The sequence below is a fragment of the Moraxella equi genome, from assembly GCF_002027555.1.
Lineage (GTDB): Bacteria > Pseudomonadota > Gammaproteobacteria > Pseudomonadales > Moraxellaceae > Moraxella > Moraxella equi.
Genome location: NZ_MXAP01000025.1, coordinates 1 through 14,758, shown reverse-complemented (window position 1 = coordinate 14,758; position 14,758 = coordinate 1). Strand labels below are relative to the sequence as shown.

General features: G+C 44.4%; 17 protein-coding genes and 1 pseudogene. 8 read left to right on the top strand and 10 right to left on the bottom strand.

Features of this window, described 5'->3' with window-relative positions; all coding sequences use genetic code 11:
* Nucleotides 1-114 precede the first annotated feature (114 nt).
* On the bottom strand, nucleotides 115-534 hold the full coding sequence (locus B5J93_RS02740) for an ACP-like domain-containing protein (RefSeq protein ID WP_078274987.1): 420 nt from the start codon (nucleotides 532-534) through the stop codon (nucleotides 115-117).
* Nucleotides 535-896: 362 nt separating this feature from the next.
* On the opposite strand from B5J93_RS02740, the gene upp reads away from it, so the two are divergent.
* Nucleotides 897-1,526, top strand: coding sequence for a uracil phosphoribosyltransferase (gene upp / locus B5J93_RS02735; RefSeq protein ID WP_029103433.1), 630 nt, complete (start codon nucleotides 897-899; stop codon nucleotides 1,524-1,526).
* Nucleotides 1,527-1,532: 6 nt separating this feature from the next.
* Here the strand turns inward: upp and B5J93_RS02730 are convergent, their stop codons facing one another.
* From B5J93_RS02730 to B5J93_RS14175, 7 genes are all read right to left on the bottom strand, one after another.
* Nucleotides 1,533-2,375 carry a metal ABC transporter permease gene (locus B5J93_RS02730; protein ID WP_228144847.1) on the bottom strand — a complete coding sequence of 281 codons (843 nt, stop codon included), beginning with the start codon at nucleotides 2,373-2,375 and terminating at the stop codon, nucleotides 1,533-1,535.
* A 1-nt stretch (nucleotide 2,376) separates the two neighbouring features.
* Nucleotides 2,377-3,258: a metal ABC transporter permease gene (locus tag B5J93_RS02725; protein ID WP_276526529.1), complete on the bottom strand. Its 882-nt coding sequence runs from the start codon at nucleotides 3,256-3,258 to the stop codon at nucleotides 2,377-2,379.
* Nucleotides 3,255-4,256 (bottom strand): metal ABC transporter ATP-binding protein, encoded by a 1,002-nt coding sequence (locus B5J93_RS02720; protein ID WP_079324393.1) that lies wholly within the window; start codon nucleotides 4,254-4,256, stop codon nucleotides 3,255-3,257. The genes B5J93_RS02725 and B5J93_RS02720 overlap by 4 nt, the downstream gene beginning before the upstream one ends.
* 110 nt (nucleotides 4,257-4,366) lie before the next feature.
* The gene (locus tag B5J93_RS02715; RefSeq protein ID WP_228144846.1) at nucleotides 4,367-5,332 is read right to left on the bottom strand and encodes a metal ABC transporter substrate-binding protein; all 966 of its coding nucleotides are present in this window, start codon (nucleotides 5,330-5,332) and stop codon (nucleotides 4,367-4,369) included.
* 245 nt (nucleotides 5,333-5,577) lie between these two features.
* Complete coding sequence (locus B5J93_RS02710; RefSeq protein WP_079324391.1) at nucleotides 5,578-5,835, bottom strand: GlsB/YeaQ/YmgE family stress response membrane protein; 258 nt, start codon at nucleotides 5,833-5,835, stop codon at nucleotides 5,578-5,580.
* Between the two features lie 327 nt (nucleotides 5,836-6,162).
* Nucleotides 6,163-7,551, bottom strand: a complete 1,389-nt coding sequence (gene mpl, locus B5J93_RS02705; protein WP_079324389.1) for a UDP-N-acetylmuramate:L-alanyl-gamma-D-glutamyl-meso-diaminopimelate ligase — start codon at nucleotides 7,549-7,551, stop codon at nucleotides 6,163-6,165.
* A 54-nt stretch (nucleotides 7,552-7,605) separates the two neighbouring features.
* Entirely contained in the window at nucleotides 7,606-7,728 is a 123-nt protein-coding gene (locus B5J93_RS14175; RefSeq protein WP_265734200.1) for a hypothetical protein, read from the bottom strand.
* Between the two features lie 633 nt (nucleotides 7,729-8,361).
* Between B5J93_RS14175 and B5J93_RS02700 the strand changes: the two genes are divergently transcribed.
* Nucleotides 8,362-8,577 (top strand): hypothetical protein, encoded by a 216-nt coding sequence (locus B5J93_RS02700; RefSeq protein ID WP_115237111.1) that lies wholly within the window; start codon nucleotides 8,362-8,364, stop codon nucleotides 8,575-8,577.
* Nucleotides 8,578-8,746: 169 nt separating this feature from the next.
* On the opposite strand, the gene B5J93_RS02695 is transcribed toward B5J93_RS02700, so the two are convergent.
* Nucleotides 8,747-9,748: a pseudouridine synthase gene (locus tag B5J93_RS02695; protein ID WP_079324385.1), complete on the bottom strand. Its 1,002-nt coding sequence runs from the start codon at nucleotides 9,746-9,748 to the stop codon at nucleotides 8,747-8,749.
* A 121-nt stretch (nucleotides 9,749-9,869) separates the two neighbouring features.
* Between B5J93_RS02695 and B5J93_RS02690 the strand changes: the two genes are divergently transcribed.
* From B5J93_RS02690 to B5J93_RS02670, 6 genes are all read left to right on the top strand, one after another.
* Entirely contained in the window at nucleotides 9,870-10,196 is a 327-nt protein-coding gene (locus B5J93_RS02690) for an ArsR/SmtB family transcription factor (protein ID WP_079324383.1), read from the top strand.
* Between the two features lie 134 nt (nucleotides 10,197-10,330).
* Nucleotides 10,331-11,314 (top strand): LLM class flavin-dependent oxidoreductase, encoded by a 984-nt coding sequence (locus tag B5J93_RS02685; protein WP_079324381.1) that lies wholly within the window; start codon nucleotides 10,331-10,333, stop codon nucleotides 11,312-11,314.
* A 215-nt stretch (nucleotides 11,315-11,529) separates the two neighbouring features.
* A complete protein-coding gene (locus B5J93_RS02680) occupies nucleotides 11,530-12,663 on the top strand; it encodes an NADH-dependent flavin oxidoreductase (RefSeq protein ID WP_079324379.1) in 1,134 nt (377 codons plus the stop codon).
* Between the two features lie 67 nt (nucleotides 12,664-12,730).
* Nucleotides 12,731-12,883 (top strand): hypothetical protein, encoded by a 153-nt coding sequence (locus B5J93_RS13450; RefSeq protein WP_158080668.1) that lies wholly within the window; start codon nucleotides 12,731-12,733, stop codon nucleotides 12,881-12,883.
* A 314-nt stretch (nucleotides 12,884-13,197) separates the two neighbouring features.
* Entirely contained in the window at nucleotides 13,198-13,416 is a 219-nt protein-coding gene (locus B5J93_RS02675) for a hypothetical protein (RefSeq protein ID WP_079324377.1), read from the top strand.
* 157 nt (nucleotides 13,417-13,573) lie between these two features.
* Nucleotides 13,574-14,068, top strand: coding sequence for an Rrf2 family transcriptional regulator (locus tag B5J93_RS02670; RefSeq protein WP_079324375.1), 495 nt, complete (start codon nucleotides 13,574-13,576; stop codon nucleotides 14,066-14,068).
* A gap of 411 nt (nucleotides 14,069-14,479) precedes the next feature.
* Here B5J93_RS02670 and B5J93_RS13445 read toward each other — a convergent pair.
* Nucleotides 14,480-14,758: pseudogene (locus B5J93_RS13445) on the bottom strand (RNA-binding transcriptional accessory protein); the annotation flags it as partial.

Here is a 14,758-nt window from a genome sequence, read left to right as displayed (position 1 = left end):
GGTTTTTGGTGGGGGTCAAGCACTTTTTTGAATATTTTTAGGAAAGTGGCGCAAGGTATTGATTTTGTTGTGTATTTAAAAAAAGACAGTCAGTAGACTGTCTTTTCGTGCAGACTAACCCTTAATCTTTTTAGTGCCGACAACTTTACAATGCTTGTATTGAATTTCGGAATTTGGATCCATGATTAATACATCTGACTTATGGTAGTTACCCAGTGTCATAGCACCACCACTAATTGTCCAACTGTTTTCATCACCAAAAGATGTGCCAGCAACATCAGAATGTGCTAAGTTAATCGGCAAAAAGCGAGTTTTGCCCCCTAAATGAGCTTCGGCATAGGTTGGTAGTTTTTGCTTATTAAAGCCATAAGTAACCTTGACGGCACCACCCTTGTTGCAACTGTATGACACTTGTCTTACTTTTGTGGCGGTTTCGTCCGCTTTTGCCGCATCCATGGTCGCTTCTGCATGAGCCACGCCTGTAAAGGCAACGCCAAGAGCGAAGATTGGGGCGATAAATTTAACTGCTTTCATAAGAACTCCTTAAAATAAGGTAAACAAAACAAAATATGATAATCAAATCAAACAATCCTAACCTCATTAAGAAGTAAGACTGCTTCATCTTGATTGGTATTATATAAGAAGAAAATCAAACTTGATACTGTATAACGGTAAAGAATTATTGCTGATTTGGCGTTTGTGGTGACATAATGGTTATTTTGAAATGATTTGTTACATTTTAGAAAAAATTAGGTTTATCAATGATTTATAATTACAACCGTATTTACATTTGTACTTTATTCTCATTAAAAAATTATCAAAAACACTTCATGCCACCCTGCTTAAATGGTAAAATACACCAAATCTCCCATTTTGTACCTTTATTGAGAATTATCATGCAAATTACCGTCATTGACCACCCCCTTGTCCGCCACAAATTATCGCTCATGCGAGAAAAAAACTGTTCTACCTATAAATTTCGCACGCTCACCAACGAGCTTGGACGGCTGATGGCATATGAAGCGAGCCGTGATTTTGAGACCGAAGATTTTGACATGGACGGCTGGGATGGTAGCACCATCAAAGGCACGCAGGTCAAGGGCAAGACGGTAACACTGGTGCCGATTTTGCGAGCGGGACTTGGTATGTTAGATGGCGTGCTTGATTTGTTGCCCACCGCCAAAATCTCATTTGTCGGCTTACAACGTGATGAAGAGACACTTGAACCTGTGCCATTTTTTGAAAAATTTGTTAAAGACATCGAGAAACGCCCTGCCCTAATCCTAGACCCCATGCTTGCCACAGGCGGTAGCATGGTTGCCACCATTGATATGCTAAAAAAACATGGCTGTCAAAGCATCAAGGCCCTTGTGTTGGTCGCCGCCCCCGAGGGCGTAAAACTTGTCAATGATGCTCACCCTGATGTTGAGATTTTTACCGCATCACTTGACAGTCATCTGAACGAAGACGGCTATATCATCCCCGGTCTTGGGGATGCTGGCGATAAGATTTTTGGCACTCGCTAAACCACCCTACGCCAGTCGTAATGATTGGCGTTTTTCTTTTATTTTTGAGATGATAATTGCCAAAACAAACACCACCGCCTGCAACAGCACAATCGTCGCCCCCGTTGCCGAATCCAGATGATAACTTAAAATCACGCCCAAAAAACTGGTCAAACACGAACTTACCACCGCCACAGCAAGCATGGTGTGAAATCGCCTACATAAGACAAATGCCGTAATGCCCGGCGAGATAAGCATCGCCACCACCAAAATCACGCCAACGGCTTGCATGGCAACCACAATTGTGGCGGACAATAAAATAAGCAACCCATAATGCAAAACTTTGGGCGACAGTCCTGCCACACGAGCATGGCTTGGGTCAAAGCAGTACAAAAGCAAATCCTTACCTTTTAACAATACCGCCCCCAAAATCGCCCCACAAATTATCATGGTCTGGATAAGCATTTCACGGCTGACACCAAGCAGATTGCCAAATAAAATATGCTTTAAATGCTGGTCGGTGTCTAGTTTGGTAAACATAACAAGCCCCACCGCAAACATGCCTGCAAAGACAATGCCCATGAGCGTATCTTCCTTGATGCGGGTGTTATTTTTTAAAAAACCCACCGATATGGCACAAAATAGCCCCGCCACAAATGCCCCAAGCGACATCGGAAGTCCTACCCACACCGCCACAATCACCCCTGGGAACACCGCATGGCTAATCGCATCGCCCATCAAAGACCAGCCCTTTAACACCACATAGCACGACAACACCGCACACACCGCCCCAACCACGACCGATGATAATAGGGCGTGTTGCATAAAGGTGTGGGATAACGGTTCGGTGAGAAAATTTAGAAGTTGCATATTAAAATCTATGGTTGTCAAATTGGGCGGATAAATGCTTTCTTTTTAATCTTTGTGTGATTATCCCAAACTTTGGCGAAAACAAAAACGCCAGCACAAAAAGCATCGTCTGCAAGGACACAATCATGCCCCCTGTCGCCCCGTCTAGGTAGTAGCTTAGATACACGCCAAGTCCGCTTGTGGTTACGCCCAAAAACCCTGCAATTAGGATAAGCGGACGAAATCTATCGGTCAGCTGATATGCCGTTGCCCCAGGGGTGATGACCATCGCAATCACCAAAATCGCCCCTACCGTTTGCAGTGCCGACACCACGCACGCAGACAGCAGGCTAAAAAACAGCACTTGATACACTTTTGGCGACAGCCCCACCGATTTGGCGTGGATTTCATCAAAAAACACCAAAAGCAAATCTTTCCAAAAAACGAGCAAAAAACCAAGCGACACCGCCATGACAATGCCCACTTGTATCATGTCGGTATCGCTAATGCCCAAAATATTGCCAAAAATAATCTCTTGAACATTAACAGACGTGGGATTAATAGAGATGATAAACAACCCCAACGCAAAAAACGTGGTAAAAATAAAGCCAATTACCGCATCTTCTTTTAGATTTGTCAAAGACTTAACCCACAAAATCGCCAAAGACGCCAATATCCCCGAAAAAAACGCCCCAATCGCATAAGGCAAGCCGAGTGCATACGCAATCGCCACCCCTGGCACAACCGCATGGGATAAGGCATCACCAATAAGCGACCAGCCCTTTAACATCAAATATGCCGACAAAAACGCACACACACCGCCAACCACGGACGACAGCACCATCGCTTTTACCATATATTCATAAGCGAACGGCTCGGCAAGCAGGGCAAACAGCTCACTCATGGCGTGTCCTTAATTGGACTGGGCGTTGTGGTGTCGGTTTTTGGGTTGTACAGTTGCACGCCGTCATTTTTTGCCCGTTTTTGATTCATATTGACCTGCCCCACACGGCTTGCCTGTGCGGTCTCATCACAGTGGCTACGCTCGGGCGTGCCGTCATGCACCCCATAAAACACCGCAGGCACTTCATCGTCCGCCAAAATCGTAACCGCACGACTGTCATCGTCATCGTGCAAGTCCTTGCCTGCCAAGCGAATTTGCCGTAATACACCGCCAAATACCTTCTCCAGATTCTCTTGGGTAAAGGTCTCTTTGGTCGTACCGCTCGCCAGCACGGTGCGATTTATCATCACCACTTGGTCGCAAAATTCTGGAATCGTCCCCAAATTGTGGGTAGAGATTAAAATCAAATGCCCTTCGCTTCGTAAATCGTCAAGCAACGCCATAATCGCCTTTTCGGTTTTGACATCAACACCTGTAAACGGCTCATCAAGCAGGATAATTTTGCTTTCTTGGGCGAGCGAACGAGCCAAAAACACCCGCTTTTTTTGACCGCCTGACAGCTCGCTGATTTGCCTGTCTTTTAGATGAGAAATATCCACCCGAGCCATGGCATCGGCTACCTTTTGGCGGTCGGTTGCCTTGGGCAGTCGCAAAAAATTCATATAGCCATACCGCCCCATCATCACAACATCATAGACCGACACAGGAAATTGCCAGTCCACTTCTTCGGCTTGGGGAACATAGGCGACTAGGTTTTGTTTTAGAGCGGTGTTAATGGGCAAACCAGAGAGCAAAATCTGCCCTGACTGGGGCTTAATCAGTCCCATAATAGACTTAAACAGCGTGGATTTACCAGAGCCGTTTACCCCCACCAAGGCACAAGTCGTCCCGCCTGTTAAGGCAAAATTCATGTCAAAAAGGGCGTGATGGCCGTTGGCGTAACGCACGGACAAATCCTGAACGCTGATGCTGGCGGTTAAATCGTGAATGTGTGTCATAACTGTAAAAAACTGATTTAAAAAAGATAGAAATTTTTAAAATTCCCATATTTTTTAAATCAAAAATTTGGCAAGATACCGTATTTTATCTTGCCAAATCGCCTTGTCAATTATTTTTGGGCTTTTGCGTCTTCAAACCCTTTAACCACCGTACTTGCCGTTACATTAAGTAAGTCAAGATACGTTGGCACCGCCCCGTCTTTTTCGCTCAAACTGTCCACATACAGCACACCGCCATAGTTTGCCCCTGTCTCTTTAGCGACTTGTTTGGCAGGTTTGTCCGAAATGGTGCTTTCGCTAAATACCACAGGGATTTTGTTGGTTTTGACCGTGTCAATCAGAGCCTTGACCTGCTGAGGCGTGCCTTGTTGCTCGGCGTTAATGTCCCACAGATAGGCTTCTTTTAGCCCATAATCTTTGGCAAGATAACTAAACGCCCCTTCTGAGGTAACCAGCCAACGCTCATTTTCAGGGATTTGGGCAAGTTTGGCACGCAGTGGCTCATCCATCGCTTTGATTTTTTGGGCGTACTCTTCGGCATTTTTGATGTACACGTCTTTGTTTTTTGGGTCGTGGGCGATGAATGCGTTTTTGATATTTTCCACATAAATCAAGGCGTTAGACGTAGACATCCAAGCGTGCGGGTTTGGCAAATCCTTATATGAGCCCGCCTTAATCGGCATGGGCGTGATACCGTCCGTTACCACCACCGCAGGGGTGTCTTTGGCATCAGCATAGAATTTTTCAAACCAACGCTCCAAATTCATGCCGTTGTACAAAATCAAATCGGCTTCTTTGACCTTGGCAATGTCCTTTGGGGTCGGCTCATAGTCGTGAATCTCCGCCCCTGCTTTGGTAATGGACTCCACGTCTGCTGCGTCCCCTGCGACATTTTGAGCAATGTCTTCAATAATGGTAAAGGTCGTTACCACCGTCATTTTGTCGGTTTGGGCGGTGGGCGCGGGGGCTTGTTCGGTTTTTTGTTCGGCAGGCTTATCATTGCCACAGCCGATGAGAGCAAGGCTAAGTCCCAAGCAGGTCGCCCATTTTTTTAACTCAAAAGAAGATATCATCATAAAATTTCCAACCACATCAATAAATTGAAATTACCCTTATTTCATTGGTTTAAACATACATCAAAAAACCATGTTATAAATAAGGAATTTAGATGATAATAATACTCATTAATTTTTAAAAAATCAAGGGGTTTGATAAAATAAATACACAAACCAAAAACCCTGCCAATATCATAGCAAGGTTTTTGTCAAATCAAAATTTAACATTTTAAAATGTCAATATTTTTTGATTAAATTATTTTTAATTATTTCAAACGTTTTTTACCCGTGGCAAACTCATAGATGAACAACACGATAATGGCACCGATGACTGACAGCACCAAGCCACCAAAACCGCCCTCAACCGACATACCTAACGCACCCGCCAAGAATCCGCCAACGACCGCCCCAACAATACCCAAAATGATGGTCATAATCCAGCCCATTGAGTCTGCCCCTGGTTTGATGGCACGTGCCAACAGTCCTGCAACCAATCCTACAATGATTGTCCAAATAATACTCATGATGTCTCTCCTAATAATGCCCAGCCTTTAATGCCTTGGCGAATCAATTAAACTGTGGTTAAACAATGGTCTTAGACTATCTTTACCAACCCGACCAATTTGCTTTGTCTGCTTTTTACTTGATGTAAAAGTTAAACGAATTGTAAGCCAATCTTACCGCCCACACCACCCCAAAAACGTTAATAACGTAGGACGAACGTCAAATTTTAGGCAGATTTTTGATGATTTGGTTAAAATCTTAGCAAATATGCAATGATTGTGAGTGATTTTTGTAAAAAAGAGCAATAAAAAAGACCTGCCTAAGCAAGTCTTTGCTTCTTGTGATGGTTAAGTCAGTATTTCCAAAATCCGCCCATGTATCCCCTCAAATCCGCCATTACTCATGACAACGATGGCATCGCCTGAGCGGACATTTGCCTTGATAAATGCCAAAATCTCATCAATGCTATCAAGCACGACCTGTCCGTCTGTCTCGCCAATGGCTTCTTTTAGCCCCCATGCCAGCCCCTTTGGCTCATACCAAATCACACCGTCCGCCAATGAGGCAGACGGAGCAAGCTCGGCTTTATAAACACCCAATTTCATGGTGTTAGAGCGTGGCTCGATGACCGCCCAAATTTTGCGACCTGTGAGTTTTTTCTTAGCACCGTCAAGCGTGGTGGTGATGGCGGTTGGATGATGGGCAAAATCATCATACACCTGCACTCCACCGACATCGCCGATGAGCTCCATACGGCGTTTTATCCCTGCAAAGTTTGACAGAGCCTTGCACGCTGTCGCCACACTCACGCCCACACTGTACGCCCCTGCAATAGCAACTAACGCATTATTGACGTTATGCACGCCACTCATGCCCCATGTTACCGTGCCTGTCTCATCGCCTGTGTGTCCGATATGTTTCACGTGAAACACCGAGCCGTCCGCTTGCTCCAAGCTCGCTTGCCAGTCCGCCTCATCGCCCACGCTTGTCCGCCAAACAGGTGTCCATGCACCCATTTTTAGGGTATCTTCTAAGCTCTCCACGCCTTTTGGCATGATGATTTGACCACTTGGCGGTATCATGCGAATCATGTGATGAAATTGGGTTTGAATCGCCTTTAAATCAGGGAAAATATCAGCATGGTCGTATTCTAAGTTATTTAAAATCGCAGTCGTTGGGCGATAATGCACAAATTTTGAGCGTTTGTCAAAAAAAGCACTGTCATACTCGTCCGCTTCAATCACAAAATAGTCTTGACCCAAATGCGAGCTGTGGGCAAAGGCAGATTTTAAGTGTTCGTCATCGGTAGACACAAGTGGTACGCCACCAATCAAAAAGCCTGTATCAATCCCTGCATATTGCAAAATCCACGCAAGCATGGTGGTGGTTGTGGTCTTGCCGTGAGTGCCTGCTACCGCTAGGACGTGGCGGTCTTGTAGGACGTGTTCGGACAAAAATTGCGGAGCAGACGTGTAGCGAAGTCGCTTGTCCAGCATATATTCCACCGCTTCCATGCCACGTTTGCAGACGTTACCCACCACCACCAAATCAGGGGCAGGGTCTAGGTGAGCTGACTTGTAGCCCTCCAAAATCTCAACACCAGCGTTGTCAAGCTGGGTACTCATGGGTGGATAAATGGCGGTGTCCGAGCCTGTAACGGTATGCCCAAGCGAACGTGCAATCAGGGCAAGCGACCCCATAAACGTCCCACAAATACCCAAAAAATGAATGTGCATGATGTTTTCCAAATAAAAAATAAATGAGATAATGCGGTGTATTTTAACAGATTTTTAAGATTGGTTTTTGTTTTTTATCAAGGTAAGCAGTTTTTGCAACTCTTTATATGTCGCCTTGATAACGCTGACGTTCGCTGTGGCTTTGTAGATACCAATACTGGCTAAAAGTTGACGCACATCAAATATTTACCAAAATATTCTGACTAAGGGCGGCCACGATGTGATAGCCGTCCACGTATATGCGTTTAAGCCTTGTCTAGACATCACCACGGCAGATTTTGGCAAACAACACACCAACATCTTATCATGTTAAAAAAGGGATTGTTAATGAACTGCTCTTCTGGACGGATGTGTGAAGATGTATTGCAATTTGTCCTACACAGAGCATTAATTTTTAGCAAATGTGATTCACCTCTACGACTAAAAACAACCATTTGACAATCAATAAGTTGCCATTTTAAGTTGAGAGCGAAGTACAACTTATGAGATTTAGCCTTGGCTAATGGTGAATTTTTACCCTTATGTATTTTCATCCAATAATCTTAAAAACACCCTCAAATCAACCAATATTCACCTTAATTATCACACAAAATAGCAACCATTGATTTTATCAAAGATAAAAATTTACAAAAATACTGATGAATTTTACACAAAAATGCTATTTTTTATTTAAATTTTTCAAAAAAACCGATATAATAGTACAACAAATAACACAAAAAATATTTATCGTAATATTTATTTACATAAAATTACAATAAATTGAGCAAAAAGCAAACATCAGCACCACGGAGATTTGACATGGTCATGAGCATGAACCCCAATGATTTTGTCAATGGGAAATCAGTTGCCCCCATGAACGACAACAAACACCCCACCAAGCCAGAGCTTGACACGCTGACCGTCCAAAACATGGACAACAAAGAGCAAGGCTCGTCCCTTGTGGCGTTTTTAAAAAAACACCAAACCTTTTTAACACTCCAATGCGTGCTACTTATTTTGCTTGGGGTGAGTTTTTTATTTTGGTGATTTAACACTGGCAAATCTATCCCAACCCTGCCCAGTCGCAGGGTTTTTATGGGGCGTGCCTGCCCTTTATATTTGCAATGAAAAATAGGGGAAATCGCACGTTTTTCAAGGAAAAGTCCGCAGTTGATATTGAAATATCAACAAGGATTTTGACGTAGAAAAACAAGATTTAGCCATTTTTCATGCAAAAACAACCATTTACCCCACACATTTTCAAAGTTTCACTTGTGTTGTAAAGGACTGGCACGCCCCAATCTAGATTTTGCTTTGATGTAAATTCCCACCGCTCGCCTGTGATGGGGTCGTTAAATACAAGGTGTTTGGCAAGTAGTTGCAAAGGATTGGTAAAGTCATCTTTGGGTTTATGACGGACTGATGGATAATAAGGGTCGTGGCAGATGGGTGTGCCAAGATGGTTTAGATGAACTCTTAACTGATGAAGTTTACCCGTCGTGGGGCGAAGCTCGTATTTGGCAAGGTCGCCTTTGACCGCCAAAATATCGATGTGCGTGTGGGTATTGGCAGGTTTGTCAGCATTGACACGCATGACATAAAACAGCTCGCCACGCTCCAAATGCAGGCGAACATCTATCGGCATTGTCAATTTATGATTAACAGTGGCGATGGCATGATACACCTTGGTGATGGCATGATGGGCAAATAAGGCTTGATACTGATGGCGTGTGGCGACATTTTTACTGATGAGTATCAGCCCTGCCGTCTCTCTGTCTAGCCTGTGAATGGGGGACAAATCGGCATTGCCCGTATCGGCTTTTAGGCGAGCAAGCAGGGTCTGTTTGACATAACTGCCCGATGGCGTTACCGCCAAAAAATGAGGCTTATCCACCACCATGAACTCATCATTTTCAAAGAGAATCTGATAATCAAACGGCACGGCAATCTCATCTTGTAGCGTCCGATAATAATAAATCGTCCGCCCATATTGATAGGGTGTCTCTACCGTCAAGGGGGCAACACCGCCTGTCATCTTATCTGAAACATCACCCCAAACATCACCACCATCAAAGCGTGCCTGCCACTCATCAGGGCTGATGTGGGGGAATTTTTGGCATAAAAACGCCAGTAGGCTCTTGGGCTGATTATTTAATTTTTCTAAATAAAGACGGCTTGGAGAAACGCCGTCTTTCATGGGCGGTGTGGTGTGGGGCATGGTGTAATTTTTAAATGGCTTTATTTGAATGCCATTTTATCATATTTATGATATTGCGACTCTCTTGACATATCTAAATTTATAGATATAATGATGTATTATTTTTAGCTTATCTGTATTCATGAAATCCACCGACATTTTTAAAGTGCTTGCCAACGATGTCCGCTATCAGATTTTGCTGTGGCTCAAAGACCCTGCCACGCATTTTGGGGCGGACGCTTTACGCTGCGCAGAGACAGGTTTCGACGGTGGGATTTGTGTGGGTGTGATTGCCGACAAATCAGGGCTTGCCCAATCGGTGATTTCAAGTTATCTAGGTAGCCTACAACAAACAGGGCTAATAGAGAGCAAACGCCTTGGCAAATGGACGTATTACCGCTACTGCCCAAGCGGTGTGGACGGCTTTATCCGCCAAGTGCGTGATGAGATTGGCGGGTTGTCTGATTAAAATAATTTGCCTTTTGCGGTGTGTTGATAATTGGGCGAATGCGATTTGCCCCCACCTATCCATTTAATCAAATAGCCCCAAAAATTTTGCCAAAACATATCTAAATTTTTATAAATGTAAAAGCGAGAAAAACCATGACCGATTTGTCTATTTTAAATCTAGCCCCCTTACGAGACGGTGAGACTTTTAACCAAGCGATTGATAATTTGGTAGAGCTTGCACAGCTTGCTGAACGCACAGGCTACACTCGCTACTGGATTGCCGAACACCACAATATGCCCTATCTGGCAAGTTCCGCCACAAGCCTACTTATCCAGCGTGTGCTTGACAAGACAAGCACAATCCGAGTCGGGTCGGGGGGTGTCATGCTCCCCAATCATTCGCCCTTTGTCGTTGCCGAGCAGTATGGCACGCTGGCAAGCCTATATCCTAACCGTGTGGATTTGGGGCTTGGGCGAGCCCCTGGTACTGACCCTGCCACCGCCCGAGCCATTCGCCGTCATCAGGACGATTTTGCGATGAGTTTTCCTAGTGATATCAAAGAGTTGCAGTTTTATTTTGGCGATGACAACAGCGACAAAGTGCGAGCCTACCCTGCCAAAGGGCTAAACGTGCCACTGTATATCTTGGGTTCTAGCCCTGAGAGTGCGTATTTGGCGGCAGAGCTTGGTTTGCCTTATGCCTTTGCGTCTCATTTTGCCCCACGCTTTTTGACGCAGGCGGTGGAGATTTACCGCAGGGAATTTAAGCCGTCTGACGTGCTTGACAAGCCCAAAGTCATCGTTGGGCTAAATGCCATTGTTGCCGATACCGACAGCGAAGCGAAGCTCCTTTCTACCACCAGTTTGCAGTTTTTCTTAAACGTGGTAACAGGCGAACGCTCAGGCATGAAACCGCCTGCCCCTGACATCGAAGGTCGTATTCCACCGCATATCCTATCGATGGCAAAGAGTATGACAGCGTGTAGCGTGATTGGCTCGCCACAGACGGTCAAAGCCCAGTTAGAGCAATTACAAAGCCAAGTCAATGCCGATGAATTTATGGCAGTAAGCTATATTTATGACAAAGACAAACAGGCTCGCTCGTATGAATTGCTTGCTGATGTGGTAAAAGGTTGATGTTTTAATGGCGTGTTAGGAAATTGCATTTGCCCAAAAGTAGAATGAATTAACAATAGCGTATGATTTTTATCATGGCGAATTGAGTGTTATCCTATTTGGATAAAGAACCCAAAATCCAATACATGTTACAAGGACGAATGTGATTCGCCCCTACCGTTCAATTTAAAAACACCAATTTATCAATTAACCATTTTATTTTAAAGAGAAAAATTATGACTGACACCACCCCACTTTTTACCCCGTTTACCCTAAATAATGGCGTAGAAATCAAAAACCGCCTTGTTGTTGCCCCAATGACCCACTATGCGTCCAACCCTGACGGCACACTGTCTGATGAAGAGCGGGCGTTTTTGACAGGACGGTCGGACGATTTTGGCTTATTTATCACGGCGGCGACTTTGGTACACCCAAGCGGTAAAGCCTTTGTCGGTCAGCCGTCTGCCTATGATGAGAGCCATTTGGCAAGCCTAACCGAAACCGCCAATATCATCAAAAAAGGCGGTGCAAAAGCAATTTTGCAAATTCATCATGGCGGTTATCAGTCGCTTACCCAGTTTGGCGAGGTTATCGCTCCGTCTGACATGGACAACGGCAAACAGTCCGCCAAAGCCATGAGCGTGGACGAGATACAGGCGGTCATCACAGGCTTTGGCGTGGCGACCGACCTTGCCATACGAGCAGGATTTGACGGCGTGGAGATTCATGGGGCGAATAATTATCTTATTCAGCAGTTTTTCTCGCCCCAAGCCAACAAGCGAGATGATGAGTGGGGTGGAAGCTTGGAGAACCGCTTGCGTTTTCCCAAAGCCGTCATCAAAACGGTCAATGATGTTAAAGCCAAGCACGACAAGGCAGAATTTATCGTGGGCTATCGTTTTTCGCCAGAAGAAGCAGGCGATGATGGTTTGACAATGGCGGACACGTTTGATTTGATTGATGTTTTGGTGGATGAGCCTTTGCAATATTTGCACGTCTCGTTGTGGGATTTTTATAAAAAGGCAAGACGTGGGGCGGACACCAATTTGACTCGCATAGAACAGCTCCATACCCGCATTGGTGGCAAGTTACCGCTCATTGGCGTGGGTTGTCTACTCTCTGCCGATGATGTGGTGCGTGCGTATAGCACAGGGTGGGCCCAGTTTGTGGCGGTGGGTAAGGCGGTCATGATAAATCCCAATTTTGCCACGCTATTAAAGGCAGGCGACACCGACAAAATCGCCACGCACATCGACCCCGAGCGTAACGACATCTACAAAATCCCAAGCCAGCTTTGGGCGTATCAGCAAAAAGGGCTTGCCTATCTACCGCCATTAAAGGGTAAAGAATGGCAACCTTTGGATATATAATCAAATAAGGGCGAAATGATTCGCCAATCCAATCTTTTATTTTTATAAACCCAACTCGGAGACACCCATGACAAATTCACAAACGATTGATTTGGACGATTTAAACCTTGATGAGCTGGATTTTGATGCCATGCTTGGCGATTTGGCGGACGTGAGCGTGGTCGGCGGATTTGATGGCGACAATGATGACGGCTGTGAAGGCGGTGCATGTAAGATTTAGATTACCCAAATCTTTTGATGATTTAATCAGGTCTTGGAATACAAGAGCTGATTAAATCACTTTAAAATCAACAATCATTACTTCCAAATACGCTACCCAAATGATAAAAACCTTGCTATACTAACCTTATGGCAATTATCACAACGTAAATCATGAGCGACAACACCAATAATCAAAATTAGCAAGAATTTCAAGAACTTAGCAATCAACGCATCTTATCAGAACAGCCTGATAATACAGTCACCACTAACACAATCAAACCACACCAACTCACACCTTCGGAACAAAATACCGCAGTTTTTGATACGCAAGGCATGGCACTCATCTTTGGCATTGGGGCTTTTATCGTTTCGCTTATCTGTCTTTATACTGTTCTTAAAAACTCCAAAAACAACCAACAAGACAAACCTAATAAACTAAGAATAAAACGCAAAAGCTCAACTCCGTTTGGCATTCGCCCAGAATTTTTGGAAGAAGCCAAAAGTGAAAGACAACACCGAATTACACAGCGTAAAAAAATACGGAATATTTGACAAAGACGGCAAACGCTTAAAATAAATGCCTATTGTCACTTTTGATTGATCTTTCATTGATTATTTCCGTCATAACCCACACAAACAGCAACAAGCAAAAAACAGTAAAACCCCCATAAATTTGTTATAATATTCTTTTAACTTGAAGAATAACAACATGAAACTGACCAATTATAGCGATTACGCTCTGCGTTCTTTGATTTATCTGGCGGTAACGCCCAAAGATGGTGAGCTTGCCAACATTGACGACATCGCCCAAGCCTACGACATCTCAAAAAGTCATCTCACCAAAATCATTCATCAGCTGGGTAAATTGGGCTACATTGAGAGCGTGCGTGGCAAAGGTGGGGGCATTCGCCTAGCCAAAGACCCGAGCGAGATTAACATCGGGCGACTCATTCGCCATACCGAGAGCGATTTTGGCATATTAGAATGCCTAGATGACAACTCCAAAAACACGGACGGCAAAATCAGCTTGGTCAATATCGGCGATAACGCCAACAGCTGTGTTATCTCGCCTGCCTGCCGTTTAAAGGGTGTGTTTTATAAAGCCATGCTTGCCTTTGTGGCGGTGCTAGATGGCTACACCCTTGCTGACGTGTTGGTCAATGACAAAGAGTTATTGACACTTTTGGATAAAAATACGGGATAGGTATTTGTAAGCATATGCTGACAAAACTTTGCGATTTTTGCGTATTTTCTTATGGTCGTCATTTTGGCATAATACACACATCAGCAAGGACATGGCAAATGGATAAGCCAACATGGATGAACGCTGATATTATGGATAGACCATGGAACACCGCAGGTAGCAAAACCCCATAACAAAAGCCACAAATACCCCATTTGTGGCTTTGTTTTTGCTGTTATACTTAAAATTACTACAAATACAATGATGTGTGAACGTAGGGGCGTACTGAGCACGCCTTGCACAATAATATCACCAAAGGGTGTGCTCAGCACACCCCTACAAACCCGTGGTAAATATCAAGTTCGTTAGGTATATATCTCAATTTAAAAAACAAAGGTGGGCAACCCCACCTTTATCATCAATAAGTCCAAACTATTTAAGCCCTGCCTGCTGTAATAACGCCCCAAAACTGCCCACTTTGGCAGGTTCGTTTTTGGGTTTGTTAAATTCACGTTTTGGCTTATTGTTGAACTTATTGCTTAGCTTGGCATTTGCTTTGTCCTTAGATTCTTTATCCGCTTTATCGGACTTTGAGATGTCTTTTTTGTCAGGTGATTTCATAGACAGTCCAATGCGACCTCGTGACTCGTCCACCGACAGCACACGCACCTTGACGATGTCTTGGGGTTTGACTATACCAACCGAACCCAA

What these genes read in the sequence shown, in the direction of transcription:
- B5J93_RS02740 (WP_078274987.1), bottom strand. Translation starts at nt 534, where the DNA reads ATGAAAGCAGTTAAATTTATCGCCCCAATCTTCGCTCTTGGCGTTGCC.
- upp (WP_029103433.1), top strand. Translation starts at nt 897, where the DNA reads ATGCAAATTACCGTCATTGACCACCCCCTTGTCCGCCACAAATTATCG.
- B5J93_RS02730 (WP_228144847.1), bottom strand. Translation starts at nt 2,375, where the DNA reads ATGCAACTTCTAAATTTTCTCACCGAACCGTTATCCCACACCTTTATG.
- B5J93_RS02725 (WP_276526529.1), bottom strand. Translation starts at nt 3,258, where the DNA reads ATGAGTGAGCTGTTTGCCCTGCTTGCCGAGCCGTTCGCTTATGAATAT.
- B5J93_RS02720 (WP_079324393.1), bottom strand. Translation starts at nt 4,256, where the DNA reads ATGACACACATTCACGATTTAACCGCCAGCATCAGCGTTCAGGATTTG.
- B5J93_RS02715 (WP_228144846.1), bottom strand. Translation starts at nt 5,332, where the DNA reads ATGATGATATCTTCTTTTGAGTTAAAAAAATGGGCGACCTGCTTGGGA.
- B5J93_RS02710 (WP_079324391.1), bottom strand. Translation starts at nt 5,835, where the DNA reads ATGAGTATTATTTGGACAATCATTGTAGGATTGGTTGCAGGACTGTTG.
- mpl (WP_079324389.1), bottom strand. Translation starts at nt 7,551, where the DNA reads ATGCACATTCATTTTTTGGGTATTTGTGGGACGTTTATGGGGTCGCTT.
- B5J93_RS02700 (WP_115237111.1), top strand. Translation starts at nt 8,362, where the DNA reads ATGAACCCCAATGATTTTGTCAATGGGAAATCAGTTGCCCCCATGAAC.
- B5J93_RS02695 (WP_079324385.1), bottom strand. Translation starts at nt 9,748, where the DNA reads ATGCCCCACACCACACCGCCCATGAAAGACGGCGTTTCTCCAAGCCGT.
- B5J93_RS02690 (WP_079324383.1), top strand. Translation starts at nt 9,870, where the DNA reads ATGAAATCCACCGACATTTTTAAAGTGCTTGCCAACGATGTCCGCTAT.
- B5J93_RS02685 (WP_079324381.1), top strand. Translation starts at nt 10,331, where the DNA reads ATGACCGATTTGTCTATTTTAAATCTAGCCCCCTTACGAGACGGTGAG.
- B5J93_RS02680 (WP_079324379.1), top strand. Translation starts at nt 11,530, where the DNA reads ATGACTGACACCACCCCACTTTTTACCCCGTTTACCCTAAATAATGGC.
- B5J93_RS13450 (WP_158080668.1), top strand. Translation starts at nt 12,731, where the DNA reads ATGACAAATTCACAAACGATTGATTTGGACGATTTAAACCTTGATGAG.
- B5J93_RS02675 (WP_079324377.1), top strand. Translation starts at nt 13,198, where the DNA reads ATGGCACTCATCTTTGGCATTGGGGCTTTTATCGTTTCGCTTATCTGT.
- B5J93_RS02670 (WP_079324375.1), top strand. Translation starts at nt 13,574, where the DNA reads ATGAAACTGACCAATTATAGCGATTACGCTCTGCGTTCTTTGATTTAT.